Raw genomic sequence first — 25,090 nt, forward strand, 5'->3', positions numbered from 1 at the left:
GCGCGGCGGAGCCGCACATCGATACAGCCTCGCGACCCTTGGGGGCGCTGCCGGACTGTGGCGGAGCCGCATATCGATACAGACCCGTGCCAGTTCGGGGGCGTAGCGGGCGGGGGGCAGGTCGGTGGAACCGGGCGGTCGCTGTCCGTGTAGGTTCTGCCCCATGGCGCGATACGCGGATCCAGGCGCGGTGGAGTGGGTGGAGTCGGGCGGGGGCCCGCTGATCGTGGTCCCGGAGGCGGTGCTGCCGTTCTGGGCCGGGGCCGACGGCGAAGACCTCGCCACGGACTACGACCGGGCCTGCGAGGTCGACGGATATGTCGGCCTGCTCCCGGTCGGGGACAGCGCGGCCCTCGTACTGGGCGACGAACCGGCATCCACCTCCTTCCTGCCGGACCACGGCACCTTCGTACGGTGGAGCGCGGCCGGCTCCGAGGACGAACTGCTGGCGGGCGTCCCCGCGGCCCTCGATGCGGCCGAGTGGCAGAACGAGGTCAGCTGGCAGGTGCCCGGACCGGTCGTCCTGTTCGACTCGGCCTGGCCCGGCACCGCGACCGACCGCACCGAGCACCTGCGGGTGGCGCTGGAACCGGGCCGGTACACGGTGCGCGCGGCCCACGCCCAGCCGGGACCTGAGACCTGGCTCGGCCTGGTCCAGCTGCGCCGGCTGCCGGACTGAATCCGCCGGCCGGCTGCCGGTGGTGCCGCTGGCCGAGCCGCCGGCGGCGGCCCGGTTGTGGGCGCGGGCGACCGAGGCGTACGACCGGACGGTGGCCGTCGGCGCCCGGGCCCGACTGGAGTCGACCGTCGGCCTGCTCAGGAACCTGGCGGTCACCGGCGGCGGCGGTCTCGCCGAGTCCCGCGAGCACCGGCTCGCGGCCGTGACCGCGGCGGAGGAGACCGGCGACGTGGCCACGACGCACGCGTGCGCACCACCGGCGGTTCCGCACCGCGCGGCCGGCACCGGCCGTCGGGTGCGGGCCCGTGCCGTCGGTCAGAGCGCGGACAGTTCGTCCACCAGGTCGTCCAGGCCCAGCGACCCCTGGGACAGGGCCGCCATGTGCCAGGCCTTGAGGTCGAAGGCGTCGCCGTGCCGCCTGCGCGCGTTCTCGCGGCCCAGCAGCCAGGCCCGCTCGCCGAGCTTGTAGCCGATCGCCTGACCCGGGATCGTCAGATAACGGGTCAGCTCGCTCTCCACGAAGTCGGCGGGCCGGCTGGTGTGCGCGGCGAAGAACTCCTCGGCCAGTTCCGGCGTCCAGCGCTCACCGGGGTGGAACGGCGAGTCCGCCGGGATCTCCAGCTCCAGGTGCATGCCGATGTCGACGATCACCCGGGCCGCGCGCATCATCTGTGCGTCGAGGTAGCCGAGCCGGTGCTCCGGATCGGTCAGATAGCCCAGCTCGTCCATGAGGCGCTCGGCGTACAGCGCCCAGCCCTCCGCGTTGGCGCTGACCCCGCCGACGGTCGCCTGGTAGCGGGAGAGGTTCTCGGCCACGTGTGCCCACTGCGCGAGCTGGAGGTGGTGCCCGGGCACGCCCTCGTGGTACCAGGTCGACACCAGGTCGTACTCCGGGAACCGGGTCTGCCCCATGGTCGGCAGCCAGGTGCGTCCGGGGCGCGAGAAGTCCTCCGACGGGGCCGTGTAGTACGGGGCCGCGGCGCCGCCGGGCGGGGCGATGCGCGCCTCCACCTTCCGTACCCGCTCGGCGAGTTCGAAGTGCGTGCCGTCCAGTTCCTCGATCGCCCGGTCCATCAGGCCCTGTAGCCAGACCCGGACCTCCTCCACGCCCTCGATGTGCGCGCCGTGCTCGTCGAGGTGGGCGAGCGCCACCCAGGGCGTCTCGGCACCGGGCAGGATCTTCTGAGCCTCCTGGCGCATCTCGCCGAGGATGCGGTGGTACTCGGCCCAGCCGTACGCGTACGCCTCGTCCAGATCCAGGTCCGTGCCGTTGAAGTAACGCGACCAGCGCGCGTACCGCTCGCGGCCCACGGTGTTCGGGGCGCCCCCGACGGCCGGCGCGTACACGTCCCGCATCCAGTCCCGCAGCTCGACGACCGCCGCGGTCGCCGCACCGGCCGCCTCGTCCAGCTCGGCGCGCAGCGCCTCGGGACCGGCCGAGGCGAAGTCCTCGAACCAGCCGCGCCCCGTGCCGTCCGTGTCCGCCCACTCGGTGAGCTGGTCGACGAAGGTGGCGGTCGGGCGCGGAGCCGCGTACAGCTTGCGTTCCAGGCCGAGGGCCAGCGACGCGCGGTAGCCCGCGAGCGCGGCCGGAACCGCGCGCAGTCGCTCGGCGACCGCCGCCCAGTCCTCCTCCGTCTGGGTGGGTGTCACGGTGAACACGTCGCGCACGGCGTGCCCGGGGGTGTGCAGATTGCCGACCGCGCGCAGGCCCTCGTCGGCCTCGTGCACGGCGAGTTCGGCGGTGAGCCGTTCGCGCAGCAGACGCGCGCAGCGCCGCTCCACGTCACTGTCCGCCCCGGGCCGGCGCTCGGCCTCGGCGAGCGCGGCAAGGGTGTTCCGCGCCAGTTCCGCCAGGGCCTGTTGGCCCGCCGGTGAGAAGTCCGGCAGCCGACTCGAACTCTCCTTCACTCCGAGGTAGGTACCGGTGACCGGGTCCAGGGCGACGAGTGCGTCGACGTAGGCGTCGGCCACCTCGCGGGGCAGCGGGCTCTTGGTTTCAGACATGCGGTCCATCCTCATACGGCGATGATGTTCTCGTCACCCCGTCAGAGCCGCTGCGTGCCCCGGGCCGGCGCGGGCATGGCCGCCGGCGGCGGTCCGGGGGACCGCCGCCGGACGGGCACCGGTCGCTCCCGGCCCGCGGTCAGTCGCGGCCGGCCGGGCCGCCGGAGCGCCGCTGCGCGCAGTCGTACGGCGGTCGTGAGACGACCGGGGTGGCGTCCAGCCGGGCCGTGATGACGAGCGTGCCCTCCTCGATCTGGTAGTCGAGTGGCAGACCGAGGCCGCGCATCGCGGCGACCATGCCGGTGTTGGACGCCTGCGTCACGGCGTACACGCTCTCGCAGCCGGCCTCGACGGCCATCGACACCAGGCGGCCGAGGAGTTCGCGGCCGATGCCGCGCCGCTGCCACTCGTCCTCGACGAGCAGGGCGACCTCCGTCTCGTCGCCGTCCCACAGCAGATGGCCGAGGCCGACGATGCGGCCCGACGCGGTCTGCACGGCCAGGGTCCGCCCGAAGCCCGGGCTGAGCAGATGGTTGAGGTAGCGGTCGGCGTCCCGGACCGGCCCGTGGTACCGCAGCCCGAGGGTCCGCGACGAGCACCGGGCGTGCATCGCCTTCGCCGCCTCCAGGTCGCTCGGGTCGGCCCGCCGCACAGTGATCGGGTCGCCCTCGGCCAGCGTCAGCACGTCCTGGCTGCGCGGGATCCGCGGGCCGAGCCGCGTGTCCAGTTCCACCAGGGCCCGCGCGCGGGCGAACTCGGTCGGTGTGAACGGCAGATACGGCCGTTCCACGGTGATCACTCCGCCTTCCGGCGCGCGCAGCCGCAGCACGGTGTCCTCCAGCGCCCCCTCGGCCGGTACCGCCTCCGGTTCCCGCGCGTCGTCGGCCGGTGCGGCGGGCAGCGAGCGTATGGTGCAGTGGCCCAGCAACTGCCGTAGTGCCAGCGGGAGTTCCGCGGCATCCAGCGCGGTCCGCGCGGCGAGGCCCAGGACCCGGGTGGGCGTGTCCACCAGATCGTGCGCGTCGGCCCGCTCGATCCAGGTGTGCGCGCCGCCGGCCAGCGAGACCACCCGGGTGATCTCGGCGGCGGTGAGGTCCGCCGGGGAACGCAGCAGGAACTCGTCCACCGTGCCCTCGGCCAGCGGATGCGTCTGCAGGCTCAGGATGTCGACCTCGCGGCCCGCGAGGGCCGTGCACAGCGCGGCCAGCGAGCCGGGCCGGTCTCGCACCGTCGTCCGCATCCGCCACAGCACGCTCGCCCCGCTCACGGCGCCGGGCGTCGCCTCCGGCCGGTCGGAGGGCCCGGTCCGCCGCGGCTCGGCGGCCGGCCGGGCGCCGGTATGGCTCGGGGGAGGGGCGTGACCGTGGCGCCGTGCCCACCAGGTGTGGAACCCCGCCGTGGCGATCAGCGCCGCCGCGGCGATCACCAGCAGCGCCGGGCCGTCGGGCCCGTGCCCGATCAGGTTGGCCACCACGTCCGCCACCGCGACGGCCGTGAAGAGGGCGGCGAGTTCCACGACGTCCCGCCGCCAGTGGTGCACGGGACGCCCGTGCCTCGCTCGTGTCACATCCGACATGTCTCCAGTCATGCAGCCACTGTGAAGGAACGGTGTTGCGTGATCACGAACACTCTGTGACTGATGGGTAAAGCATGCTTCTGTCCCTTTTGTCGCCTTTTTACCTGAAGGGGCGTCAGGAGGCGAAGAAGCGCTGCTCGGCGGGGTCGGCAGGCGTTGCCGCTCGCGCCGCGCACCGGGGGATGACGCCGGTGCGCGGCATGCCTTCGAGGGTACGGGAGCCGGCCGCCGGGCGGGCTCCCGCCGCGCCTACTGGCCGACCCGGCCCGGCTGCAGCCGCTGGGTGAACAGCACCGTGCCGTCCTGCTCGCGCAGCCGCACCGTCAGCTCACCGCTGTGGCCGTCGATGTCGACCTCGCCGAAGAACTGGTAGCCGCCGGCGGGGGAGACGTTCGACGCGGTCGGCGCCTTCACGAACACCCGCTCCGGCCCGAAGGTGCCGTCGAGTGCGCTGGCCGGGAAGGCACCCGCGTTGAGCGGTCCGGAGACGAACTCCCAGAACGGCTCGAAGTCGGTGAACGCGGCCCGCGACGGCTGGTAGTGCTGCGCCGAGGTGTGGTGCACGTCGGCGGTCAGCCACACCGTGCCGGTGATCCGCCGGTGCTTGATGTACCGCAGCAGCTCGGCGATCTGCAGCTCACGGCCCAGCGGAGCGCCGGGGTCGCCCTGCGCCACCGCCTCGATGTTCGGCCTGCCCTCGGTGGCGTCCGGCACGACGAGGCCGAGCGGCATGTCGGCGGCGAGCACCTTCCACACCGCGCGCGACCGGGACAGCTCCCGCTTGAGCCACTCCAGCTGCTCGCGGCCGAGGATGCCCTGTGGGTCCACGGTCTGGTCGTCGGGCGAGTTGGCGTTGCGGTAGGTCCGCATGTCCAGGACGAACACGTCGAGCAGCGGGCCGTAGCGCACCACGCGGTTGACGCGGCCCTGCTTCGCGCCCGGCCGCAGCGTCGGGATCGGGAAGTACTCGCTGAAGGCCCGCCGGGCGCGCGCCGCCAGCACGTCGACGCTCTTCTCGGTGTACCGGGCGTCCGAGTCCGCGATCACCTGGCCCGGGTACCAGTTGTTGCGCACCTCGTGGTCGTCCCACTGGATGATCGACGGGACCTGCGCGTTGAACCGCTTGAGGTTCTCGTCCAGCAGGTTGTAGCGGAAGTTGCCGCGGAACTCCGCCAGCGTCTCGGCGACCTTGGACTTCTCCTCGGTGGTGATGTTCCGCCAGGTCCGGCCGTCGGGCAGGGCCTGGGTGGCGCTGATCGGGCCGTCGGCGTAGATGTTGTCGCCGCTGCACAGGAAGAAGTCCGGGTCCAGCTTCGCCATGGCGTCGTAGATCCGGTAGCCCCCGAGATCGGGGTTGATGCCCCAGCCCTGGCCGGCCAGGTCGCCGGACCACAGGAACCGCACGCCGTCGCGGCGGCGCGCCGACACGGTGCGGAACGTGCCGGTCACCGGCTCGCCGGTGCGCCGCGGGTCGTCCGGGTCGGCGAGCAGTACGCGGTAGTGGATCTGTTCGCCGGACGGCAGGCCGCGCAGCTGGGCGGTGCCGGTGAAGTCGGTGCCCCGGCCCAGCAGCGGGCCGTGCCATCTGCGCGGGTTGCGGAACGACTCGGTGGCCGAGGTCTCCACGATCATCCGGGCCGGCCGGTCCGAGCGCACCCACACCAGACCGGAGTCGGAGGTCACATCGCCGACCTGCACGCCCCAGCCCGCCCTCGGGCGCCCCGACAGGGCGAACGCGGGTGCGGCGCCGGCGGCGGCCGGCAGGGTCAGGGCCGCGGACGCGGCGAGGGAGCCGCGCAGGACGCTGCGGCGGCCAGGGAAGGGACGGTGTGACATGACTGCGCCTCCGGGGTCGGGAACCGGACCGTGTGCAGTGCCACAACTACTGGTGTGCCGCAGCGGGCACGGAAACCACAAGTGAACAACTGGCCCGGCAGCCACGGAAACCGGAGGACACCTCCCTGGCCCCGCGGGCCCCCGCACCGCAGAGCAACGCTCCGCGGGGCAAGCGCTCCGCGAGGCAAGCGCTCCGCGGGGCGCGCCGGCCGACGGGCGACTGCGGCGGCGTCGTGGGGTCCCAGTAGTTCTCGCCGAAAAAACAACGCTAAGGACTGAGTCGCAGGTCAGGCCGTGGGCTCCAGAGGGGCCGCGGCTGTCTGCTCGTCGTGCTCGCGCAGCATGCGCATGACGGTGGCCGGGGCTGGGTGCTGGCCGCGCTTCTTGCCGGTGCGGATGACGAGTCGGGAGGCGATCTCGCGCAGGGAGAGGCGTTCGTCGTCGCGCAGGCGCAGGGCGGTGGCGAGCATGTCCTCGTCGGAGACCTTGACCCCGCCGATCGCCTTGCCCTTCGTACGGGCGGTCTCCTGGCCTTCGAGGGTCTTGTCGCGGATGTAGTCGCGCTCGGACTCAGCCATGGCGGCGAAGAAGGCGAACAGGGCGGCCCCGTGGCCGGCCGGATCATGCTTCCCGGCCAGCGGGCCGGTGAGGAACTCCAACTCGATCTCTGCGTCCCGCAGTTCTTCGGCGACCTTCAGCAGTTCCAGGGCGCCGCGTCCCAGGCGCTTCATCTCGTGCACCACGAGGGTGACCTTCGCGCCCAGCGAGCGGTACTCGCGGGCCGCCGCGAGGGCGGCCTTCATCTCGGGGCGTTCCCTGACCCGGGTGCTGACCTGTTCCTGGAACAGCCGGTGCACGCCAGAGGCTTCGAGGGCGTCGACCTGCGACTGGATCTCCTGCGTCCGGCTGGAGACGCGGGCGTACGCGAGGCGGACCTCCATGGGCACGGCCGGCGCCGTGAGCTTCTGTACTGGCAGGGCGGTCCAGGCGGAGCCGGGATGGCGTACGGCGGGGGTGGCAACGTGGAGTTCGGAGCGGAGCGCGGGGATGAGCTGGAAGCGGGCGGTGTGGTACTTGAGTGCGACCTTGCCGGCGGTGGTGCGGCAGGGCGAGCCGGCCGGGGCCTGACAGGTGGACATCGGGCAGGCGTGCGATTCCACTAGCTTGTACGCGTCGTTGATCACGCCGGGATCGTTTCAGAAGTACGTTTCACCGGCCAAGAGGAAGGAAACGACCGGTGAAACAAAATCACCTGCGGCGATGCCGTCGGCGCGCGGTGTTGAAACGGGGGTCACCTATGAAACAACCCCCGTGTCCCGCCTTGTCGCGTCTCTTTCGAGTCGACGGACCTACCCGCCAGCGCCTACGACACCGATTCGCGCCTGCGACCTACCCGCTGTCCAGTACTCACAGAGATCGAAGGACATCTGACCGTAGTTCCAGTCAGCCAGCGGAGTGAGTTCGGGTGACGGTGAACAGCAGCGGTGTATGGACGCTGAGCGAGGCAGCGGTGTCGGCGATGACCTCGGCCAGCCAGCCGATCGCATCGCACGACCACTCGGTGAGTTCCCCGCGCAACACCATCCCATGGAGAGGCGGGCCGCACCAGAAACTGTCGTCGAACCGCGGGGCGAGGACGGCGTCCTGGCCGACGACGTCGTGCGAGCTGTAGACGAAAACCGGCTGGTCCAGATGGCGGAGGTGGTCTGTGAGCCGTTCCGCGATATCAGGGACGGACGTGTACCTGCCGCTGTTGATGTTGACCTCCACGGGTGTCCTCGACCGTGGGTCCCGCCCGGCGAACCAGTCGGCCGTCAGCATCGACGGGAGGGGCGCGTACGCGGGACGGGCCGCGGTGTCGAGCCCCTGGACCGGTAGGAGGAGTTGTACGGCCGCCAGGCGCAGTGTGCCGAGCCGTGTGGTCGCGCTCTCGGCACACTGCAGGAACGGCCGGACGGGCAGCGGCCGGTCATCGGCGACAGCACTGGTCTCGACCTGGAACCACGAGACTAGGTCGGCCCCGGAAGCGATGGAGCGGTCGTTGCATCCGGCGTCGTTCATGGCCCACAAGCCGGGGGCCCGCCGCATACGATCTTCGGCACCGCCCCCGGCCGACCGGTCATCGAGCCATCCCATGGCGAGCGACCGCTGGTGGAAGAGCGAGTAGACGTCGTACTCGAAGTCGGGATCGCCCCAGGCCTGCGCGGTGAGTTCACCGTGCAGGCTTGCGAACATGGTGCCTGCGGTCCGACGGACCGCAGGCACCATGCCGGGTCGTTCTGTGGCGCGGTGCTCTGGCACGCCTGGTCCTCTCTGGTTGCTGTACCTCGCAGCCACGCCGTTGTGCATGTGCTCGTTCTCAGTACACCGTGCAGGCGACATCGGCCTGGCGGTACGGCCGCTCGCCTGTGTCACCCTGACCGTTCACATCGACGTCCACGTGGTTGCGCCACGATGCCGAGCTGGTGTTGGTGCAGTTGTGACGTGCTGCCGTGCGGTAGCTACTCCCACCGGTGCCAGGCTTGAGCGTTTCGGTTTCCGAACACGCTTTCCTGCGCCAGGTGTTGTCCGTGTACCACTCGTAGAGGCAGTTGTACACCTTGGCACGGTCTTCGGTGCAGGTTCCCTTTCCCCACCATCCGTGGCCGGACACCGCCACTCCGGTGCCGGACCGGTGCGGATTGTCCCTCCCGCTCACAGGTGTGCAGGCCGCTGCCGGCGCCACCTCGGAATCTACGTCTGTCGGGTTCTCGATGGGGAGAACCTGTCCGTTTTCGTCAAGGTACACCGCGGAGTCGTCGGTGTCCTGTGGCGCGATTCCCGGTACGGCGTCCGCCTCTGCCACAACCTGGGGATGGATACGCTCCGGCGCGCTCCCAACTGGTGTGGACAAGGCCATCGCGGGCGTCGCCGCGCCTCCGATCGTCAGAGTCATGAAGACGGCCATGGCACCGCGCCGTAAGTTCACGTTCAACAAGGTATTCCCCCATCATGCAGACAGATCTGATCTAGGTCGCCACATGATTGCCTGCTCTTCAGCGGCGGGACTACCTAATATCCGGCCAAGCAGCACGGATGCAGCGGGGCATCGTCCGGACGACACCCCTTCCGCTCCGTCAGCGGATCAAGCGTGACCCGATCAGCAGCACCCGATGAGTGGACTGGACAACCGCCGGGCGGATCGTCTCCAAGGCCGCCGCGTACGGCCCCGGCGACGCCTCTCCCCCCGTGGGGCGTCGCCGGGGCCGATGCTTCCTACAGCCCGGCTCCGGGAACGTCCGTGCCTGCGGTCCTCAGTGGCCGGTGGCCCTTCTCGTCGAGCTGGGCCAGTTCGTGCTCGTAGTCGACGGTGATGGAGCCGTAGTAGTTGACCACCGAGCTGCGGGCCGGGGAGATGTGCGCCAGGACCTCGGCATCCACCTCGCGGCCCGCTTCGCGCAGTTCGCCGACGGCCAGGCCCATATACTCGGTGTGCCAGCAGACGACCGCGTTCGTCACCACGGTCAGGCACCACGCCTGCTCGTTCTGCCGCTCGGGCTGACGGCGGGTGACCTTGCCCTCGCGGGCGTAGTGGAGCTGGCGGCGCAGGGCGTGCAGCGACTCGCCCTTGTTCAGCTGCCGGGCGATCTTGCGTCGGTATCCCTCGTCCGACAGGTACTTCGCCGCGTAGATCGTCCTCCTGATCGCCCCGTACTCTTTGAGCGCGGCGGCCAGCGCGTTCTGCCGGGAGGACGCGGAGAGCTTGCCGACGATCAGGGCAGCGGTGGCGTGCCCGTACTTCAACGACCCTGCGAGACGGAGCAGGTCGTCCCAGTGGTCGGCGACCAGGTCGAGGTTGGCCTTCTTCGTCAGCAGCGGTCCCGCCTTCGGGAACCGCTCCTCGTAGTCGCTCTTGGCGCCCATCCGGTACAGCGTGATCTTGCCCAGGTCGCGGATGCGCGGGGAGAGCTGTTTGCCGACCAGGTCGAACAGGCCGAAGTTGACCAGGGTGACGCCATGCGTGTCCGTGGCGTGCTCGGTGATCGGCAGGTCGGTGGCGTTGCCGAGGAGCTCGTCCAGCACGTAGTGGGCCTCGCGGTCGTGGCCACGATGGCCTTCGTGCCGAAGGTGGAGTGCTGGTCGGAGACGTGGGTGTAGGTGGAGATGCCCTCCGAGACGAAGTACTTGTTCAGGTGTCGGGCCGTGATCGACTTGCCCCGGGTGGGGAACCGCTGCCCGTCCGAGGAAGACAGGGTGCCGGAACCGAACATCGCCGTCACCGGCAGCTGGTGGTGGTAGTTGACCAGGCAGATGTTCGCCTCGCGCAGCGTCTCCTCACGGATGTACCACTCCGCCGTCCACGCCAGCACGTCGTAGGGGATGCCGCAGGACACGGCCATCCCGTGCAGACCCAGATTCGTGGAAAGCCCGATCAGGCAGGCGATCAGGTTCCTTTTGAGCTGCGGGGAACGGGCCTGCTTGCCGCCGGCGTGGACGAAGCAGTCCAGGAAACCGGTGTGCCGGTCCATCTCCACCAGCAGCGAGGCGATCGGCACGTTCGGCAGCATCCGCTCCAGCTCGGCATGCAGGTCCTCCGCCTCGGTGGGGATGTCCTCCGCGGTCAGCGGGGAGATGACCAGCTCCCCGTCATCGTTCAGCCGGACCGGCCCGTCACCGCGCCCCAGGACCTCCTCCAGGTCGGTGAGAGCCTCATCCAGCTCGTCCATCACCAGCGGCAGCGCCTCCGAGGCGTCGGGGCTCTTGCCGACCAGGCGGCAGAACTCGGCCCGGTGCGTCTCCCACTGGGCGGGCCTGAACAGGTAGGCGGCCGGGTTGTCGTAGCGGCGCGAGCCCGGCACGAACACGTCGCCCGAGCGCAGGCCGTCGCGCAGCGCAAGCAGGGTGCACAGCTCCCAGTAGTGCCGGTACGCGGTCGCGTCCCCCTTGGCCGCGGCCTCGTCGAGGTAGCCCTGCCACCGGGTCGGGACGAACAGGGTCGGCGCATTATTGGGCACGTTGCGGGCGCCGGTGGCGTTCAGCTCCCGCAGGATCTCCAGTGCCTCAATCAGCGGCTTCGCCTCGGTGGCGCCCTTGAACCGCACTGTCTCCAGCACCTTCGGCGCGAACTGCCGTATGTAGGTGTAGGAGCCTTCCAGGAGCGCCAGGTGCCCGTGGTCCTTCGGCAGCCGCACGGTGGCCCCGGCGTGCGCGGCCCGCAGCCGGGACATGCCGATCTTCCCGCGCAGCAGCGTCCCCACCGCCTCGTCCGGGATACCGGCATCGGCCAGCACCGGCAGGATCTCGTCCAGCAGGGCGAGCCGGTCCTCCGAGAGCTCGGCTCGCTCGGCAAGCACCTCGCGCAGCTTGATCCGGGCGCGGGACTCCGAGCCGGACAGAGTCTGGTCAAAGAGCTGCACCACGGAGTCGAGGACGTCGACCGAGGACTGCGCGAGTAGCGTCAGCAGAATCGGATGGCGCCGGTTGGGCTCGCGCCGCACCAGGGCCTGCGCGGTCAGCCGGCGCCCGATCTGGGCCAGGTAGCGGCGCCGTTCGGCGGGCAGGGACGACAGGTCCAGGCTGTCCGCGCCAAGCCCGCGCAGGAACCTCAGTTTCTCGACCTCGCCGCCCACGCTCGTCGGCGACGCCTGCACCGGCCCGGTCACCAGCCAGTGCAGCCGGGAGGACTTGAGCTCCGGATCGACGACCAGAAGCCCGTCCAGGCCGCGGGCACGCCCGGGATACAGCAGGTGGGCCACGCGGGCGTGGGTCTCCCGCTCGGCGGCCTCGCGGGCGGTGGCGACCATCTCCAGCAGCGAGACCACACCCGGCCGAATCACCTTCGCCGAGCGCAGATACTCACAGCCCAGCCTGAACAGCAGACTCGGAGAGTCGTGCTCCATCGCGCGAGCCAGCAGGAACTCATCCAGCTCCTTGAGCTCGATGGCCTTGGCCGGCTTCCACCCCAGATACTCGGCGATCTCTCGCAGATGGTCGGTACGCGTCTGCTCACGCTTGCCGTAGCCTGCCAGATCAGCGACCGCGAGCCTGAGCTGGCGGGCCAAACGGCCGACCGCCGCGGGCGGAGCGGCGGGCACCTCGTCGGGAACGAAGCCCAGCCAGGGCAGGGCGGACAGCTGTACTGCGGCGCCGAGCACGTTCTGAGACCGGCGGAACTTCCGCAGAAACACCTCGTCAGCCGGGGTGAGGGTGAAATACCGGATCAGCTCGTCCTTGCCGATCGCTGGAAAAGACCGTAAGCCCTCCAGCTCCTCATCGGAGAACACCCGCGTGGCCATCGGCCCCTCCTACCCCACTCGATCAACACCGACGGCACCACCGGTACCCGGACGGCTTGTGCGGGCAGATGGAAACCCCCGAACTGGCTTCAGCAGAAAGGTGGTTGCACTACTCTGCTGCGTCCGCGAGGCGGGCTGGTCCCTAATCGCGTAGGTTCGCCATGGTCGGGTCGGCCTTGATCCGCTTCGAGTTGCGCACCGCGCCGAGCACTGCGGCCGGCAGCTCGTCCGGCCACTCCTCGGGCTCGACCATCATCTGCTGCCCGACGGTGAGCACGGACATCAGCAGCCCCTTGGCGACCTGCTGCTGAAGCGCCTCGCGCATCCCGCCCTCCCGTGGCGTGATGCCCGCGGCTTCCCGCACGGCCAGCTCGCAGTCCCTGGCCAGATACGGGTGAGCCGGAGCGGACAGCGCCATCATCAGGTTCATCGCCTCGTGCGCGAGCCCGTCGCAGATCCGGTTCCACGTCTCCCGGTCGTAGCCGCCCTCTTTGTAGTAGTCGATCGCGAGGGTGACCCCCTCCATCAGCTCCTTCACCTTCGGGGCGACCTCGCCCAGGAGCTTCTGGATCTGCTCGTCACTCAGGTCGTTCAGCGGAGATTCGTCGGCACTCAGCATGGCCGCGACGCTACCGAGCCGCCCATGGTCGCCGCGTCGTTTCCCCGAGATCAGCCCAGATCAGAGGCTGCCGCAGGGCTTAGCGTTGTTTTTTCGGCGAGAACTACTGGGACCCCGTCGTGGCCGGTCGCTCCCCCAAGCTCTCGACTCCGCGGGACATCCCCACCGCAGCCACTGCCCCCGCCCGGCCCCCGGTTGCCGTCCGCGACGGTGTACGCGCCGGCGGCTGGGGAGGCGGCGGTGGCCGGCTTCGTGTGCTTGGTGCATAGGCGTGCAGCGGATCGGCACGGAGCGGGCCACGCTCTTTTCCGGGCTCGTCCCGGGTCGCGCCGGCCGGCGGGCGACCGCCCCGTTCGTCGGGTCCTGCTCCTACGGCCTTGCCCCGGAGTCGCCCTGGGCTTGGGCGCTGACGAGCACGCTGTACGGCGCTGGTCAGCGGCTGGCGTCGAGGATGACGCGTGCGACGAGCGCCGGGTCGTCGTTCATCGGGCAGTGCCCGCAGCCGGGCAGGCGCACCAGCCGGGCCCGGGGGATGATCTGCTTGGCGCGGACGCCCTGACGGCGCATGAGCACCAGGTCGCGGGTGCCCCAGGCGACCGTGACGGGGAGGGTGGGGATGTCGTCGGTGAACCGGACGGTGGTGCCGGCCCGCAGGGTCGCGTCGAAGCCGGTGGCGCGGGCCAGCGCGAGCGTCTCGGCGACGACCGCCTGAGGTGAACGGCGGGCGGGCCGGGCGTAGATCGTGCTCGTCAGGGCGGTGCGGCCGGCCGCCGTCCGGGCCAGCCGCTCGACCAGGGGCTGCGGCAGCTGCCGGGAGGCCCGCCGCATCGCCGTCAACACACCGAAGGCGTACCGCCGTTCGCTCGGCGACCAGAATCCGGCGGGGGACAGGGCGGTGACGGACCGTACGAGCTTGTCGCGGCCCAGTTCGAGGGCGAGCAGCCCGCCGAGCGAGTTCCCGGCCACGTGCGGGCGGTCCAGCTCCAGGGCCTCGAACAGCGTGCCCAGGACGACGTTGGTCGTCGGCAGGTCGTAGGCGAGGCCGTCCGGCAGGCCCGGGGACGCGCCGAACCCGGGCAGGTCCACGGCGATCACGTCGCGTTCCACGGCGAGGATGTCCACCAACGGGTCCCAGGCCTGCCGGTGGTGGCCGATGCCGTGCAGCAGGACCAGCGGTTCGCCGCGCCCCACGCGCGCGTAGGAGACGGTGACGCCCCGTGGGCCGTGCGCGGTGGGGACCTCGAAGGAGACGGTCGCGGACATGGGGTGCTCCTCGTCTGGGACGGGCCTGCGGGACGTGGTAGACAGCTTGTCAGCAATCACTACCGACAGGTAGCCCCCGGGGCCCGCGTGTCCCGCCGCAACCCGGGCGCAACGCGCCGCGCCCGCCCCGACGTCCGCGCTCTCCTGGACATCGCGGGGCGCATTGGATGGGATGGGACCGTGAGCGCCGACACCCCGACCGACGTCTTCGAAGCGCACCGACCCGTCCTCATGGGAGTCGCCTACCGCATGCTCGGACGCGTGGCCGACGCGGAGGACGTCGTCCAGGACGCCTGGCTGCGCTGGTCCGGCGTGGACCACGGCCGGGTGCGCGAGCCGCGCGGGTACCTGGTGCGCATCACCACCCGGCTGGCCATCGACCGGCTGCGCGAGATCCGCGCGCGCGGCGAGGCGTACGTCGGCCCGTGGCTCCCGGAGCCGTACGTCACCGACTTCGCGGACAGCGCCCCGGACAGCGCCGAACGCGCGGTGCTCGCCGACTCCGTCTCCTTCGCCGTACTCGTCGTCCTGGAGTCCCTGTCGCCCCTGGAACGCGCCGTGTTCGTCCTCCGGGAGGCCTTCGGCTATCCGTACGCCGAGATCGCGGCCGTGCTCGACCGGGGCGAGGCGGCGGTGCGCCAGCTCGCCACGCGGGCCCGCCGGCACGTCGACGAGCGACGGCCGCGCTACCCGGTCGACCCGGCCGAGCGCCGGGATCTGACCAAGCGGTTCCTCGCCGCCGCGGCCGACGGTGACCTCGCGTCGCTGATGTCCCTGCTCGCCCCGGATGTGCGCCTGGTGGGCGACAGCGGCGGCAAGGCGAAGGCGCCGGTACGGGTCCTGGAGACGGCGGACAAGGTGGGCCGCTTCCTCGTCGCGGTCACCGCCGCGGAGGCGCCCAGGCTGTCCGTCCGCCTCCTGGAGGTCAACGGCGGCGTCGCGGTGCTCGCCCTCAGCGACGGCAGGCCCGACACCGTCATGCAACTGGATGTGGCCGACGGCGTCGTCCACACGGTGTACCTCGTCCGCAACCCCGACAAGCTGAGGTCTCTGGCCGCGCGCTGATCCGTTCCGCCCCGAAGCCTGCGTCCTGCGACGGGGGCTTTGCCGTCACGTCACGGCAGCGGCCGAGTGAGAACGGTCCATGAACGCTCCGCTGCGGACGGCCCCGTGCCGCCCGAGGGATCGAGGATTGGTCTTGACCAAGGGTGAGCGCCGCCCTATCGTCGCAGATAAGTGCAACAACCTTTAATAAACAAGGGCGCTAAAACGCCGCCGGACCACGGCGATTGCGGAGGACAGGGTGGGGACCACGCAGCTGGAATCGGTGCCGGAACCGAAGTACTGGCATCTCAGGACCGTGCTCAGTGAGGCTTTGGACTCCGAGTTCTCGGTCGGTGAGATCCTGCCCAACGAGCGGGACCTCGCCGCCCGCTTCGGCGTGGCCCGCGCCACGCTCCGCCAGGCCCTCGAACAGCTCGAACTGGAAGGCCGGCTACAGCGCCGCCGCGGTGTCGGCACGACCGTCGCCCCGCCGCGCGTGGGCGTCGCCGTCGGCACCGAACAGCACGCCTGGCCGGGCGCCGCCGGAGACGCCTGGCAGGGCGCCGACTGCACGCAGGCGGTGCCGCCCGCGGCCGTCGTCACGGCCCTGGAGACCGGCGCCGACGAGCCCGTGCACACCGTGCGCCGCACCCGGGTCTCGCACGGCCGGCCGGTGGCGGCCGAACTGCTCTACGTCCCCGCGTCCTCGGTGCCCGGCCTGTCGGCGATCGACGCCGCCGCCGGCCCGGCACGCGCGCGTGCCGTGCTGCGCGAGCTGCAGCGCCTGGAGCTGGAGGGCGAGGACCGCGCCGTGGAACTCGGCTCGGCCGGAGCGGACGACGCCAAGGAACTGGACCGGCTCCCCGGGGCGCCCGTGCTGGTCGTCACGACGCGCTTCTTCGCCGAGGGCCGCACGGCGGCGCTCTCCGTCGCCCTGTACCGCGCGGACACCTGCCGCCTCACCTTCGGTGACTTCGGCAAGGTGGAGATCCACCACGGACCCGAACGGCAGGCCTCGTAACCGACGGATCACCGCCGGGCCGTCGCCGTGCCCTCCACCGCGAACAGTTGCTCCTCCACATGGTCGAGGGCGAGCCGCAGGGCGCCCATGGGCACGGCAGCCTCACCGAGCAGGGAAAGGGTGACCTTCGGCGGGCGCAGACAGTAGCGGGCGAGTTCATGGCGCAGCGGTTCCAGGACGCCGTCCAGGCCGGCCGCCCAGCCACCGATCACGACCAGCTCCGGATCGAGCGCCAGGACCAGCGCCGCCACATCGTGCACGAGCCGCTGGATGAACCGGTCCACGGCGGCCCGCGCCCGCCGGTCGCCCTTGCGCGCGAGCGCGAACACCTCGGCGACCGCCTGTTCGTCCAGCGGATGCAGCGGCTGGTCCGTGGTGGACAGCAGCGTCTCCGGGGTCACCTCCCGGCCCAGCAGATGCAGCGCGCCGATCTCCCCGGCCGCCCCGCCGTACCCACGGTGCAGCCGCCCGCCGATCAGCGCACCGGCGCCCGGGCTCAGCCCGGCCAGCACGAACACCACGTCGTCCGAGTCGGTCGCCGCGCCCTTCCAGTGCTCGGCGACGGCGGCCGCGTTGGCGTCGTTCTCCACCAGCACCGGGCACTTGAAGGAGCGGCTCAGCCGCTCGCCGAGCCGCAGGCCCGTCCACTGCGGCAGCGCCGTGCCCAGCCGCACGGTGCCGTCGGCCTCCACGATCCCCGGCGTGCCGACCCCGACGGCCCGCAGGGAGCTGCGCGGGACCCCGGCCCGCCGCAACAGCTCCGCCACGGCGGTCCTCAGCCGCTCCAGCCGCTCGTCCGCCTCGGCCCGTTCGTCGACGTCCTTGGCCTGCGCGCCCAGCACCCGGCCGTCCAGGTCGGACAGGAGCGCCGCGACGCGGTGCGCGCCGATCTCCAGGCCCAGCAGATGACCGGCCTCGGCCCGGAACCGGAACCGCCGCGCGGGGCGGCCCTGACGCCGTGCGGCGCCCTCCTCGGCCGCCGTCTCCACCACGAGGCCGGCTTCGATGAGTCCTTCGACGACCCCTTCGACGGTCGGCCGGGACAGCCCGGTCACCCGGGTGATCTCCGTGAGCGTCGCGCAGTCCGTGGCACGCATCGCGTGCAGCACCACCGCGGAATTGATCTTTCGCAGCAGCGAGGGATCGCCGCCGGTCAGCCGCCCCACCGTCCGTCCTCCCAGCTTGTGCGCGTGTTGGGCGGATCGTACTCGGCGCCGCGGGGCCCGGCGAGTGCCGGGCGCCGACTGCCGTGCGCCCAGCGGATGTTCAGCCCGGGGCGACGAAGCCCGACTCGAACGCCGCGATCACCGCCTGGGTGCGGTCCCGCGCCCCGAGCTTCGCCAGGACGGCGCTCACATGCGACTTGACCGTCTCCGCCCCGACGACCAGCCGGGAGGCGATCTCCGCGTTGGACAGCCCCCGGGCCATCAACCGCAGTACCTCCGCCTCCCGTTCGGTCAGCCGGGCCCGCTCCAGCGCGGCCCGCGCCGCCCGGTTGCCGTGCCCGTCGTCGCCGTAGCGCGCGGCGAGCTGCCGCACCGACGCCGGGAACAGCAGCGACTCGCCCTCGGCGACCAGCCGCACGGCGTGCACGATCTCCGCGGGCCTAGCCCGCTTCAGCAAGAACCCGTCGGCACCGGCACGCAGCGCCTCGTACACGTACTCGTCGTTCTCGAATGTGGTCACCACCAGGATCTTCGGGGGATCGGCCACGGTGCGCAGCACCGCGCGCGTGGCCTCGATCCCGTCCAGGAGCGGCATCCTGACGTCCATGGCGACCACGTCGGGCCGCAGCCGCCGCACCAACGGGATCACCGCCGCGCCGTCGGCCGCCTCCCCGACCACCTCGATGTCGGGCTGCGCGGCGAGGACCGCGCGCAGCCCCGCGCGGACCAGGGGTTCGTCGTCGACGATCAGAACGGTGACCGGCATCCGGCCAGCGTAGATCAGTGCACCGGCAGCTCCACGCGCACCTGCCAGTCGCCCGCGTCCGGACCCGTGTGCGCGCAACCCCCGAGCAGGGCCGCGCGCTCGCGTATGCCGCGCAGGCCGCTGCCCCGGCCGGCACCGCCCGCCGCGGCCGTCAGCGGATTGCGTACCTCCAGGGCGAGCGTGCCGTCCGCCACCGCGACGCGGACCAGGACCGGCACACCCCCCGCGTGCCGCAGCACATTGGTCAGCGCCTCCTGGAGGATGCGGTAGCCCTCCCGGGACACCGGACCCGGGACCGTCTCCAGGGGGCCGGTCATCTCCGCGTCGACCTTGGCACCCGAGGCGCGCGCCGACTCCAGGAGCCGGTCGGCGTCGGCCAGCGTGGGACGGCTGCTCACCGGCCGCTGCGTCTCGCGGAGCACGCCCAGCACCCGCTCCAGGTCCTCCAGGGCGGCCCGGCCCGTCTCCTCGATGGCGCCGAGGGCCCGGTCGGTGAACTCCGGGTCGCCCGCCGCCCGCGCCGCTCCGGCCTGCACCACCGCCACCGTCAGGGCGTGCCCGATGGAGTCGTGCAGTTCGCGCGCGATACGGGTGCGTTCCAGGAGTTGTTCGGTCTGCTCCTCCAGAGCGGCCAGGCGTTCCGCCGCGGACGGGCCGAGCAGCCGGCGCGCGAGAGCGGTGGCCAGCGCGCCGAGGCCCACCACCACGCCGTACAGGACGATCAGGGGGAGCGGGGCGAGCAGTCCGTAGGCCCAGTGCGGCTGCGCCCGGTCCAGGACCGGCACCTCGGGCACGGTGTGCCCCGAGGCGAGCCGGATCAGCAGATAGGTCAGGGCCGGCAGCCACACGGTGGCGACGGACGCCGGCAGCGTGAGGGCCATCCGGACCTCCAGCCACAGCACGGTGCGCAGCCGGTCCCGCCATGTCGCCGACGGCGCCACCGAGATGCCCGGCTCCTCCTCGCCGGGTGTCAGCAGCAGCCGCGCCTGCACCCCCTCGCCGGTCCGCACCGCCCCGATGAGCCCCACCGGGATCAGGACGGCCGCCGGCACCCACGGCGTCGACGGGGACACGAACAGCCACACGCTGACGATCAGCGCGGGCACCCACAGGTGCAGGAAGCGCGTGTATGTCGTCCCCCGCAGCAGCGGGCGCAGGAAGCGGGCCATCCGGACATCGTGGCAGGCGCCACCGACAGCGGGCCTCCCCCGGGCGGGGGAGGCGGACCGCACCGGCGGGGGAGGAACGGACGCCCGCGAGCGGCCAGGGTGGTGCCGTGACCTGCATCGACGTACGAGATCTCAGCAAGGAGTACGGCACCCGGCGGGCCGTGGACCATGTCACCTTCAGCGTCCGCCCCGGCCTGGTGACCGGTTTCCTCGGCCCCAACGGCGCCGGGAAGTCCACCACCATGCGGCTGATCCTCGGCCTGGACCGGCCGACCACCGGGACCGCGACGGTCGGCGGCCGTGCCTACGCCGAACTCCATGAGCCCCTGCGTCATGTGGGCGCGCTGCTCGACGCGCAGGCCGCGCACGGTTCCCGCACCGGGCGCGATCATCTGCGCGCCCTTGCGGCGAGCAACCGCATCCCCGTGCGCCGGGTCGACGCCGTGCTGGAGGAGACGGGACTCGCGGCCGTGGCGCGGCACCGGGTCAAATCGTACTCCCTGGGGATGCGGCAGCGGCTCGGGATCGCCGCCGCGCTGCTCGGCGATCCCGAGGTCGTCCTCCTCGACGAGCCGTCGAACGGCCTCGACCCCGAAGGCATCGTCTGGATCCGCGCGTTGCTGCGCCGGCTGGCCGCCCAGGGCCGCACCGTCCTCGTCTCCAGCCACCTCATGAACGAGACCGCGGCCTTCGCCGACCACCTCGTCGTCCTCGGCCGCGGCCGTCTCCTGGCGGACACCCCGCTGAAGGACTTCATCCACGCGCGCGTACGGCCCGCAGTGCGGGTCCGCACGACCGACGGGACGGCGCTCGCCGGTCTGCTCGCCCGCCACGGCTACGACGCCGCCTCGACCGACGCCGGCCGGTGGACCGTGCGGAACGCGCGCGTGGAGGACATCGGGCGCCTCATGGCCGACGCGGGCGTCCCCGCCCTCGAACTCACCGCCGAGGAGGCCACCTTGGAGCAGGCCTATCTCGATCTGACATCGGCCGAGGCCGAGTTCACCGCCCAGCCCCAGGAGGCCTGACCATGCCGTACCGGTCGACGTTCCCGCCCGCCCTGCACGCCGAGTGGATCAAGATCCGTACGCTGCGCTCGCTCGTCGGCAGCCTGGGCGCGGTGCTGCTTTTGACCGTCGCCTTCGGCGCGCTCACCGCGGCCGACGAAGCGGACACCGATCCGCTGTTCGCCATGTTCTTCGGTGTCTCCTTCGGGCAGATCGCGGCGATCGCGTTCGGCGCGACGGCCGTCTCGTCCGAGTTCCAGGGCGGCGCGCTGCGCCTGACGCTCGCCGCGGTTCCCGACCGGCGGCGGTGGTTCGCGGCGAAGGCCACCGCGATCGCGGTGCCCGTCCTCGCCGTGGGCCTGGTCACCGGAGCGGCGACCCTGCTTGTCGGCCGCGCCGCGCTCGGGGCCGGAACGGACCGGCCGGCCTGGGCAGAGGGACTGCGGGCCGCGGTGGGCTGCGGCCTCTACCTGACGCTGATGGCGCTGTTCGCGGCCGGGCTCGCGGCCGTGCTGCGCAGCGGAGCGGCCACGCTGGGCCTGCTGATCCCGCTGCTCCTGATCGTCTCCTTCGTCGTCGGCGACCTGTCCGGCAACGCCGCCGACTACCTGCCCGACCGGGCCGGTCAAGTGGTCCTGCACGGCGACTGGGACGGCGGCCTCGGCCCGTGGACCGGACTGGCGGTGACCGCGCTGTGGACGGCGGGAGCGCTGCTCGCGGGAGCGTGGTGCGTGCACCGGCGGGACGCCTGACACAGCGCCAATTGTCAGTGGTGCCCGCTTTACTGGCTCCCATGGACATCGCGCGGCACCTGGCCCTCATCGACCTGCTGTGCACCCGGGGATTCCCCGCGGAGCACGGCAGGACGGAGCACGGCGAGAGCGGGCCCGGCTACCACATAGCGGAATTACAGACCAGCGACGGCTTCTGGGAGGACGGCGGCGTGCAGCGGGAGGAGACCGAGACACAGTTCGAGGCCGACCGGGACGGGCTAGGCGCGCGGCTCACCGAGCGGTGGGGGCCGCCGGAGCACATCAGCCTGTACAGCGCGCTCGAACGGACCACGCAGGGCGAGGACACCGGGCAGCCGTGGGCCGCGCTCAGCGGGCATGTGCCCGACCTCGACCTGTGGCGGGCGCCCGGCTCGGACCGCTGGGTCGCCCTCGGCGTCTCCCAGTGGGGCAGGGAACTGCCCTTCCAGCTCCTGGCCGTCGTCACGAACCTGGACCCGCCGTGACCCGCTCCTCCACCACGGCATCGGCCGCCGTGACCCGCTCCGGATCGACCACGGCACCGGCCGCCGTGACCCGCTCCGGATCGACCACGGCATCGGCCGCCGTGACCCGGTCCCGGTCGTGCGCGGCCTCCCGCAGCCGCCCGAACTCCTCGGCCATCGTCGCCGCCGTCCAATGCGCGTTCAGCCCGCTGGGGTTGGGCAGCACCCACACGCGGGTGTCCCCGAGGCTCCGTTCCTGCGGCCCCACCTGCGCCCGCCGGTCGCCGAACGCCGCACGGTACGCGGTCACTCCGACCACGGCCAGCCAGCTCGGCCGCAGTCGCGCCATCTTCGCGGCGAGCAGCCGCCCGCCCTCGACGTACTCCGCGGCGGACAACTCGTCGGCCCGCGCCGTCGCCCGTGCCACCACATTGGTGATGCCCAGCCCGTACGACAGCAGCTCCCGCTGCTCCGACGGCTTCAGCAGCCGCGGCGTGAAACCGGACAGATGCAGGACCGGCCAGAACCGGTTGCCGGGACGTGCGAAGTGGTGGCCGGTCGCGGCCGTCATCAGACCGGGGTTGATGCCGCAGAACAGCACGCGAAGGCCGTCCGCGACCACGTCCGGCACCAGGCGGTCGCGGGCGGCCTCCAGCTCCGCCCGGGTCAAGCGGGTCAGAGGATCGCTCCGGGGACGTAGCCCGCGGCCTGCGGGTGCTGCTTGACGATGTCCTCGATCCGGCCGACGACCACGCCGACCTGGTCGGCCGCCGCACCGGTGAAGGACAGCTTGTCGGCCATGAGCGCCCGCAACCCCTCCCGGTCCAGCGGCAGCCGCTCGTCCGCGGCCAGCTTGTCGAGCAGGTCGTTGCGCTCGGCGCCCTGCTCACGCATGGCCAGTGCCGTGGCGACCGCGTTCTCCTTGATGGCCTCGTGGGCCACCTCGCGGCCGACACCGGCCCGCACGGCGCCCATCAAGACCTTGGTCGTGGCGAGGAACGGAAGATAGCGGTCCAGCTCGCGGGCGATGACAGCGGGGAAGGCACCGAACTCGTCGAGCACCGTCAGGAAGGTCTCCAGCAGGCCGTCCAGCGCGAAGAAGGCGTCGGGCAGCGCGACGCGGCGCACCACCGAGCAGGACACGTCGCCCTCGTTCCACTGGTCGCCCGCGAGTTCCCCGGTCATCGAGGCGTAGCCGCGCAGGACCACCATCAGGCCGTTGACGCGCTCGCAGGAGCGGGTGTTCATCTTGTGCGGCATCGCGGAGGAGCCGACCTGGCCCGGCTTGAAACCCTCGGTGACCAGCTCGTGCCCGGCCATCAGCCGGATCGTCCTGGCCAGCGACGACGGCGCCGCCGCCAGCTGCACCAGCGCGGTCACCACCTCGTAGTCCAGCGAACGCGGATAGACCTGGCCGACGGAGGTGAAGGCATGCGCGAAACCGAGGTGCCGGGCGATCCGGTCCTCCAGCTCGGCGAGCTTCGACGCGTCGCCGCCCAGCAGGTCCAGCATGTCCTGCGCCGTGCCGACCGGGCCCTTGATGCCGCGCAGCGGATAGCGGCGGAGCAGCTCCTCGACCCGGCCGTGGGCGACGAGCAGTTCGTCGGCGGTGGTCGCGAAGCGCTTGCCGAGCGTGGTGGCCTGCGCGGCGACGTTGTGGGAGCGGCCCGCCATGACCAGCTCGGCGTACTCGCCGGCCAGCCTGCCCAGGCGTGCGAGGACGGCCACGGTGCGGTCGCGCATCAGCTCAAGGGAGAGCCGGATCTGCAGCTGCTCGACGTTCTCCGTCAGGTCGCGGGAGGTCATGCCCTTGTGCACGTGCTCGTGCCCGGCGAGGGAGTTGAACTCCTCGATCCGTGCCTTCACATCGTGCCGCGTGACCTTCTCGCGCTCCGCGATCGAGGCCAGGTCGACGGTGTCGAGGACCCGCTCGTAGTCGGCGATCGCCTCGTCCGGCACCTCGATCCCGAGGTCCTTCTGGGCCCGCAGCACGGCGAGCCAGAGCTGCCGCTCCAGCCTCACCTTCTGCTCGGGCGACCAGAGCGTGGCCAGTTCGGCGGAGGCGTAGCGTCCGGCGAGGACGTTCGGGATGCGGGGCTTGGCGGGAGCGGAAGTCACGTGTACGGAGCATACCGGCTGTCCAGAGCCGCTCCGGACTGCGCATACGCCCACGGACCGGGTGGGGCGGGGCCGCGCCGGGCGACACCGGGACCGGCGGTCATGTGGCCTCGTCCGCCTCGCCGGTCTCCTCCGTGTCGGCCAGCTTCGCCAGCACCTGTGCGTGGCACAGCTCGGGCACGCACCAGCAGGCGAGGGTCCGGTCGCGCAGCCCCGGCAGCAGCTCCAGCAGCTCGGGTCGCTCCAGCAGATACGCGCGGTACATCGCCATGACCTCGGCCCGGGTGCCGTCCCGCCGTTTCGCCGCGGTGTGGTAGGCGAACGGGTTGTAGAGCGGATGCCGGGGCAGGTTCCAGCCGCCCAGGGTCCAGCGGCGGCCCACGTACACGACGTCCGCGGGGGCGTTCTCCAGCCGGGGGCCGAAGTCGTGGATCCGGCCCCTGATGTTGATCACCCGGGTGGTCATGGCAGCGACGCTACGCCGTGGGGCCCTCGTACGGGAGCAGCTCGGGGCGCTTGGCCGGGCGGCCGTCGCCGGAGGAACGGCCGGTCAGCCTGCGCCCGATCCAGGGCAGCAGGTGCTGCCGGGCGAACCGTACGTCCGCCGTGCGCCGGGTGACCCAGCCCGGTGGCACCTCTGCGGGCAGCGGGAGGTGCCACTCGGCGTCCTCGGCGGCGTAGCCGAGTCTCTGCCAGACGGCCTCGGCGACCCGGCGGTGCCCCTCCGTCGTCAGGTGCAGCCGGTCCGTGTGCCACATCCGCGGGTCGGCCAGCGACGGCGCCCCGTACAGGTCCACGACCAGGGCGCCGTGGCGTTCGGCGAGTTCGTCGACGCAGGCGTACAGCTCCTCCATGCGCGGCCGGAACCGCTCCAGGACGGGTCCGCGGCGGCCCGGACTGCGCATCAGCACGAGCTGCTTGCAGGAGGGTGCCAGCCGTTCCACCGCCTCCGTCAGCAGCCCCCGCACCCGCCCCATGTCGCACCCCGGCCGCAGCGTGTCGTTCAGCCCGCCGACCAGCGTGACCACGTCGGCGTTCATGCCGGCCGCCACCTCGATCTGCTCGTCGACGATCTGCCCGATCAGCTTGCCGCGCACCGCGAGATTGGCGTACCGGAACCCGGGGCTCCGGGCGGCCATCCGTGCCGCGAGCAGGTCGGCCCAGCCCCGGTAGGAGCCGTCCGGCAGCAGGTCCGACATGCCTTCCGTGAAGGAGTCGCCGACCGCGACCAGGCTGGAGTGCGAGGGATGCGGGGCGGGCGAGGGATGCGCGGGGATCGTCTGCATGGCGTCAGCGATGGTAGCCCGCGCACATACCCGCCGGTCGGT

20 protein-coding genes and 2 pseudogenes are annotated in these 25,090 nt (G+C 72.0%); 6 read left to right on the forward strand and 16 right to left on the reverse strand.

Annotated features, from left to right (window positions below; genetic code table 11):
- Nucleotides 1-163: 163 nt before the first annotated feature.
- Nucleotides 164-679 (forward strand): immunity 21 family protein, encoded by a 516-nt coding sequence (locus ACFYTE_RS24310; protein ID WP_388714055.1) that lies wholly within the window; start codon nucleotides 164-166, stop codon nucleotides 677-679.
- A gap of 315 nt (nucleotides 680-994) precedes the next feature.
- Here the strand turns inward: ACFYTE_RS24310 and ACFYTE_RS24315 are convergent, their stop codons facing one another.
- The 9 genes and pseudogenes from ACFYTE_RS24315 to ACFYTE_RS24355 all read right to left on the reverse strand — a co-directional run bounded on the left by ACFYTE_RS24315 (nucleotide 995) and on the right by ACFYTE_RS24355 (nucleotide 14,255).
- Nucleotides 995-2,686, reverse strand: coding sequence for a DUF885 domain-containing protein (locus ACFYTE_RS24315; RefSeq protein WP_388714058.1), 1,692 nt, complete (start codon nucleotides 2,684-2,686; stop codon nucleotides 995-997).
- A gap of 139 nt (nucleotides 2,687-2,825) precedes the next feature.
- Nucleotides 2,826-4,274, reverse strand: a complete 1,449-nt coding sequence (locus ACFYTE_RS24320; RefSeq protein ID WP_388714061.1) for a GNAT family N-acetyltransferase — start codon at nucleotides 4,272-4,274, stop codon at nucleotides 2,826-2,828.
- Between the two features lie 237 nt (nucleotides 4,275-4,511).
- Complete coding sequence (locus tag ACFYTE_RS24325) at nucleotides 4,512-6,098, reverse strand: alkaline phosphatase D family protein (protein WP_388714064.1); 1,587 nt, start codon at nucleotides 6,096-6,098, stop codon at nucleotides 4,512-4,514.
- Between the two features lie 287 nt (nucleotides 6,099-6,385).
- Nucleotides 6,386-7,282, reverse strand: a complete 897-nt coding sequence (locus tag ACFYTE_RS24330; RefSeq protein WP_388714067.1) for a recombinase family protein — start codon at nucleotides 7,280-7,282, stop codon at nucleotides 6,386-6,388.
- 259 nt (nucleotides 7,283-7,541) lie between these two features.
- Entirely contained in the window at nucleotides 7,542-8,333 is a 792-nt protein-coding gene (locus ACFYTE_RS24335; protein WP_388714069.1) for a hypothetical protein, read from the reverse strand.
- A gap of 124 nt (nucleotides 8,334-8,457) precedes the next feature.
- The gene (locus ACFYTE_RS24340; protein ID WP_388714072.1) at nucleotides 8,458-9,045 is read right to left on the reverse strand and encodes a hypothetical protein; all 588 of its coding nucleotides are present in this window, start codon (nucleotides 9,043-9,045) and stop codon (nucleotides 8,458-8,460) included.
- 308 nt (nucleotides 9,046-9,353) lie between these two features.
- Nucleotides 9,354-12,373 (reverse strand): annotated as a pseudogene (locus tag ACFYTE_RS24345) (Tn3 family transposase).
- A gap of 142 nt (nucleotides 12,374-12,515) precedes the next feature.
- A complete protein-coding gene (locus ACFYTE_RS24350) occupies nucleotides 12,516-12,992 on the reverse strand; it encodes a hypothetical protein (protein ID WP_388714074.1) in 477 nt (158 codons plus the stop codon).
- Between the two features lie 432 nt (nucleotides 12,993-13,424).
- Nucleotides 13,425-14,255, reverse strand: coding sequence for an alpha/beta fold hydrolase (locus ACFYTE_RS24355; RefSeq protein ID WP_388714077.1), 831 nt, complete (start codon nucleotides 14,253-14,255; stop codon nucleotides 13,425-13,427).
- Between the two features lie 180 nt (nucleotides 14,256-14,435).
- Between ACFYTE_RS24355 and ACFYTE_RS24360 the strand changes: the two genes are divergently transcribed.
- Nucleotides 14,436-15,320, forward strand: coding sequence for an RNA polymerase sigma-70 factor (locus tag ACFYTE_RS24360; RefSeq protein ID WP_388714080.1), 885 nt, complete (start codon nucleotides 14,436-14,438; stop codon nucleotides 15,318-15,320).
- A gap of 238 nt (nucleotides 15,321-15,558) precedes the next feature.
- On the forward strand, nucleotides 15,559-16,320 hold the full coding sequence (locus tag ACFYTE_RS24365) for a GntR family transcriptional regulator (protein WP_388714082.1): 762 nt from the start codon (nucleotides 15,559-15,561) through the stop codon (nucleotides 16,318-16,320).
- A gap of 8 nt (nucleotides 16,321-16,328) precedes the next feature.
- Here the strand turns inward: ACFYTE_RS24365 and ACFYTE_RS24370 are convergent, their stop codons facing one another.
- The 3 genes from ACFYTE_RS24370 to ACFYTE_RS24380 form a co-directional block, all read right to left on the reverse strand.
- Nucleotides 16,329-17,486, reverse strand: a complete 1,158-nt coding sequence (locus ACFYTE_RS24370) for an ROK family transcriptional regulator (protein WP_388714085.1) — start codon at nucleotides 17,484-17,486, stop codon at nucleotides 16,329-16,331.
- Nucleotides 17,487-17,586: 100 nt separating this feature from the next.
- Nucleotides 17,587-18,252, reverse strand: a complete 666-nt coding sequence (locus tag ACFYTE_RS24375; protein ID WP_388714087.1) for a response regulator — start codon at nucleotides 18,250-18,252, stop codon at nucleotides 17,587-17,589.
- A 14-nt stretch (nucleotides 18,253-18,266) separates the two neighbouring features.
- Complete coding sequence (locus tag ACFYTE_RS24380) at nucleotides 18,267-19,421, reverse strand: sensor histidine kinase (RefSeq protein ID WP_388714090.1); 1,155 nt, start codon at nucleotides 19,419-19,421, stop codon at nucleotides 18,267-18,269.
- 107 nt (nucleotides 19,422-19,528) lie between these two features.
- Between ACFYTE_RS24380 and ACFYTE_RS24385 the strand changes: the two genes are divergently transcribed.
- From ACFYTE_RS24385 to ACFYTE_RS24395, 3 genes are read left to right on the forward strand one after another with little or no spacing between them, the layout of a single operon-like run.
- On the forward strand, nucleotides 19,529-20,449 hold the full coding sequence (locus tag ACFYTE_RS24385) for an ABC transporter ATP-binding protein (RefSeq protein ID WP_388714093.1): 921 nt from the start codon (nucleotides 19,529-19,531) through the stop codon (nucleotides 20,447-20,449).
- 2 nt (nucleotides 20,450-20,451) lie between these two features.
- A complete protein-coding gene (locus ACFYTE_RS24390; protein WP_388714095.1) occupies nucleotides 20,452-21,180 on the forward strand; it encodes an ABC transporter permease subunit in 729 nt (242 codons plus the stop codon).
- A gap of 41 nt (nucleotides 21,181-21,221) precedes the next feature.
- On the forward strand, nucleotides 21,222-21,665 hold the full coding sequence (locus ACFYTE_RS24395; RefSeq protein WP_388714098.1) for a hypothetical protein: 444 nt from the start codon (nucleotides 21,222-21,224) through the stop codon (nucleotides 21,663-21,665).
- 121 nt (nucleotides 21,666-21,786) lie between these two features.
- Here the strand turns inward: ACFYTE_RS24395 and mug are convergent.
- The 4 genes and pseudogenes from mug to ACFYTE_RS24415 form a co-directional block, all read right to left on the reverse strand.
- A pseudogene (gene mug / locus ACFYTE_RS24400) lies at nucleotides 21,787-22,275 on the reverse strand (G/U mismatch-specific DNA glycosylase); the annotation flags it as partial.
- Nucleotides 22,276-22,319: 44 nt separating this feature from the next.
- The gene (gene purB, locus ACFYTE_RS24405; protein ID WP_388714101.1) at nucleotides 22,320-23,762 is read right to left on the reverse strand and encodes an adenylosuccinate lyase; all 1,443 of its coding nucleotides are present in this window, start codon (nucleotides 23,760-23,762) and stop codon (nucleotides 22,320-22,322) included.
- A 100-nt stretch (nucleotides 23,763-23,862) separates the two neighbouring features.
- Nucleotides 23,863-24,228 carry a DUF4326 domain-containing protein gene (locus tag ACFYTE_RS24410; RefSeq protein ID WP_388714104.1) on the reverse strand — a complete coding sequence of 122 codons (366 nt, stop codon included), beginning with the start codon at nucleotides 24,226-24,228 and terminating at the stop codon, nucleotides 23,863-23,865.
- Between the two features lie 10 nt (nucleotides 24,229-24,238).
- The gene (locus tag ACFYTE_RS24415; RefSeq protein WP_388714107.1) at nucleotides 24,239-25,048 is read right to left on the reverse strand and encodes an SGNH/GDSL hydrolase family protein; all 810 of its coding nucleotides are present in this window, start codon (nucleotides 25,046-25,048) and stop codon (nucleotides 24,239-24,241) included.
- Nucleotides 25,049-25,090 lie beyond the last annotated feature (42 nt).

The sequence above is a fragment of the Streptomyces sp. NPDC004629 genome, from assembly GCF_042873595.1.
Lineage (GTDB): Bacteria > Actinomycetota > Actinomycetes > Streptomycetales > Streptomycetaceae > Streptomyces.

Excerpts from the sequence above, each read along its gene's own strand:
- ACFYTE_RS24320 (WP_388714061.1), bottom strand. The coding sequence starts at position 4,274 with ATGACTGGAGACATGTCGGATGTGACACGAGCGAGGCACGGGCGTCCC.
- ACFYTE_RS24415 (WP_388714107.1), bottom strand. The coding sequence starts at position 25,048 with ATGCAGACGATCCCCGCGCATCCCTCGCCCGCCCCGCATCCCTCGCAC.
- ACFYTE_RS24410 (WP_388714104.1), bottom strand. The coding sequence starts at position 24,228 with ATGACCACCCGGGTGATCAACATCAGGGGCCGGATCCACGACTTCGGC.
- ACFYTE_RS24335 (WP_388714069.1), bottom strand. The coding sequence starts at position 8,333 with ATGTTCGCAAGCCTGCACGGTGAACTCACCGCGCAGGCCTGGGGCGAT.
- ACFYTE_RS24395 (WP_388714098.1), top strand. The coding sequence starts at position 21,222 with ATGGACATCGCGCGGCACCTGGCCCTCATCGACCTGCTGTGCACCCGG.
- ACFYTE_RS24310 (WP_388714055.1), top strand. The coding sequence starts at position 164 with ATGGCGCGATACGCGGATCCAGGCGCGGTGGAGTGGGTGGAGTCGGGC.
- ACFYTE_RS24355 (WP_388714077.1), bottom strand. The coding sequence starts at position 14,255 with ATGTCCGCGACCGTCTCCTTCGAGGTCCCCACCGCGCACGGCCCACGG.
- ACFYTE_RS24375 (WP_388714087.1), bottom strand. The coding sequence starts at position 18,252 with ATGCCGGTCACCGTTCTGATCGTCGACGACGAACCCCTGGTCCGCGCG.
- ACFYTE_RS24325 (WP_388714064.1), bottom strand. The coding sequence starts at position 6,098 with ATGTCACACCGTCCCTTCCCTGGCCGCCGCAGCGTCCTGCGCGGCTCC.
- ACFYTE_RS24350 (WP_388714074.1), bottom strand. The coding sequence starts at position 12,992 with ATGCTGAGTGCCGACGAATCTCCGCTGAACGACCTGAGTGACGAGCAG.
- ACFYTE_RS24380 (WP_388714090.1), bottom strand. The coding sequence starts at position 19,421 with ATGGCCCGCTTCCTGCGCCCGCTGCTGCGGGGGACGACATACACGCGC.
- ACFYTE_RS24390 (WP_388714095.1), top strand. The coding sequence starts at position 20,452 with ATGCCGTACCGGTCGACGTTCCCGCCCGCCCTGCACGCCGAGTGGATC.
- ACFYTE_RS24340 (WP_388714072.1), bottom strand. The coding sequence starts at position 9,045 with ATGGCCGTCTTCATGACTCTGACGATCGGAGGCGCGGCGACGCCCGCG.
- ACFYTE_RS24315 (WP_388714058.1), bottom strand. The coding sequence starts at position 2,686 with ATGTCTGAAACCAAGAGCCCGCTGCCCCGCGAGGTGGCCGACGCCTAC.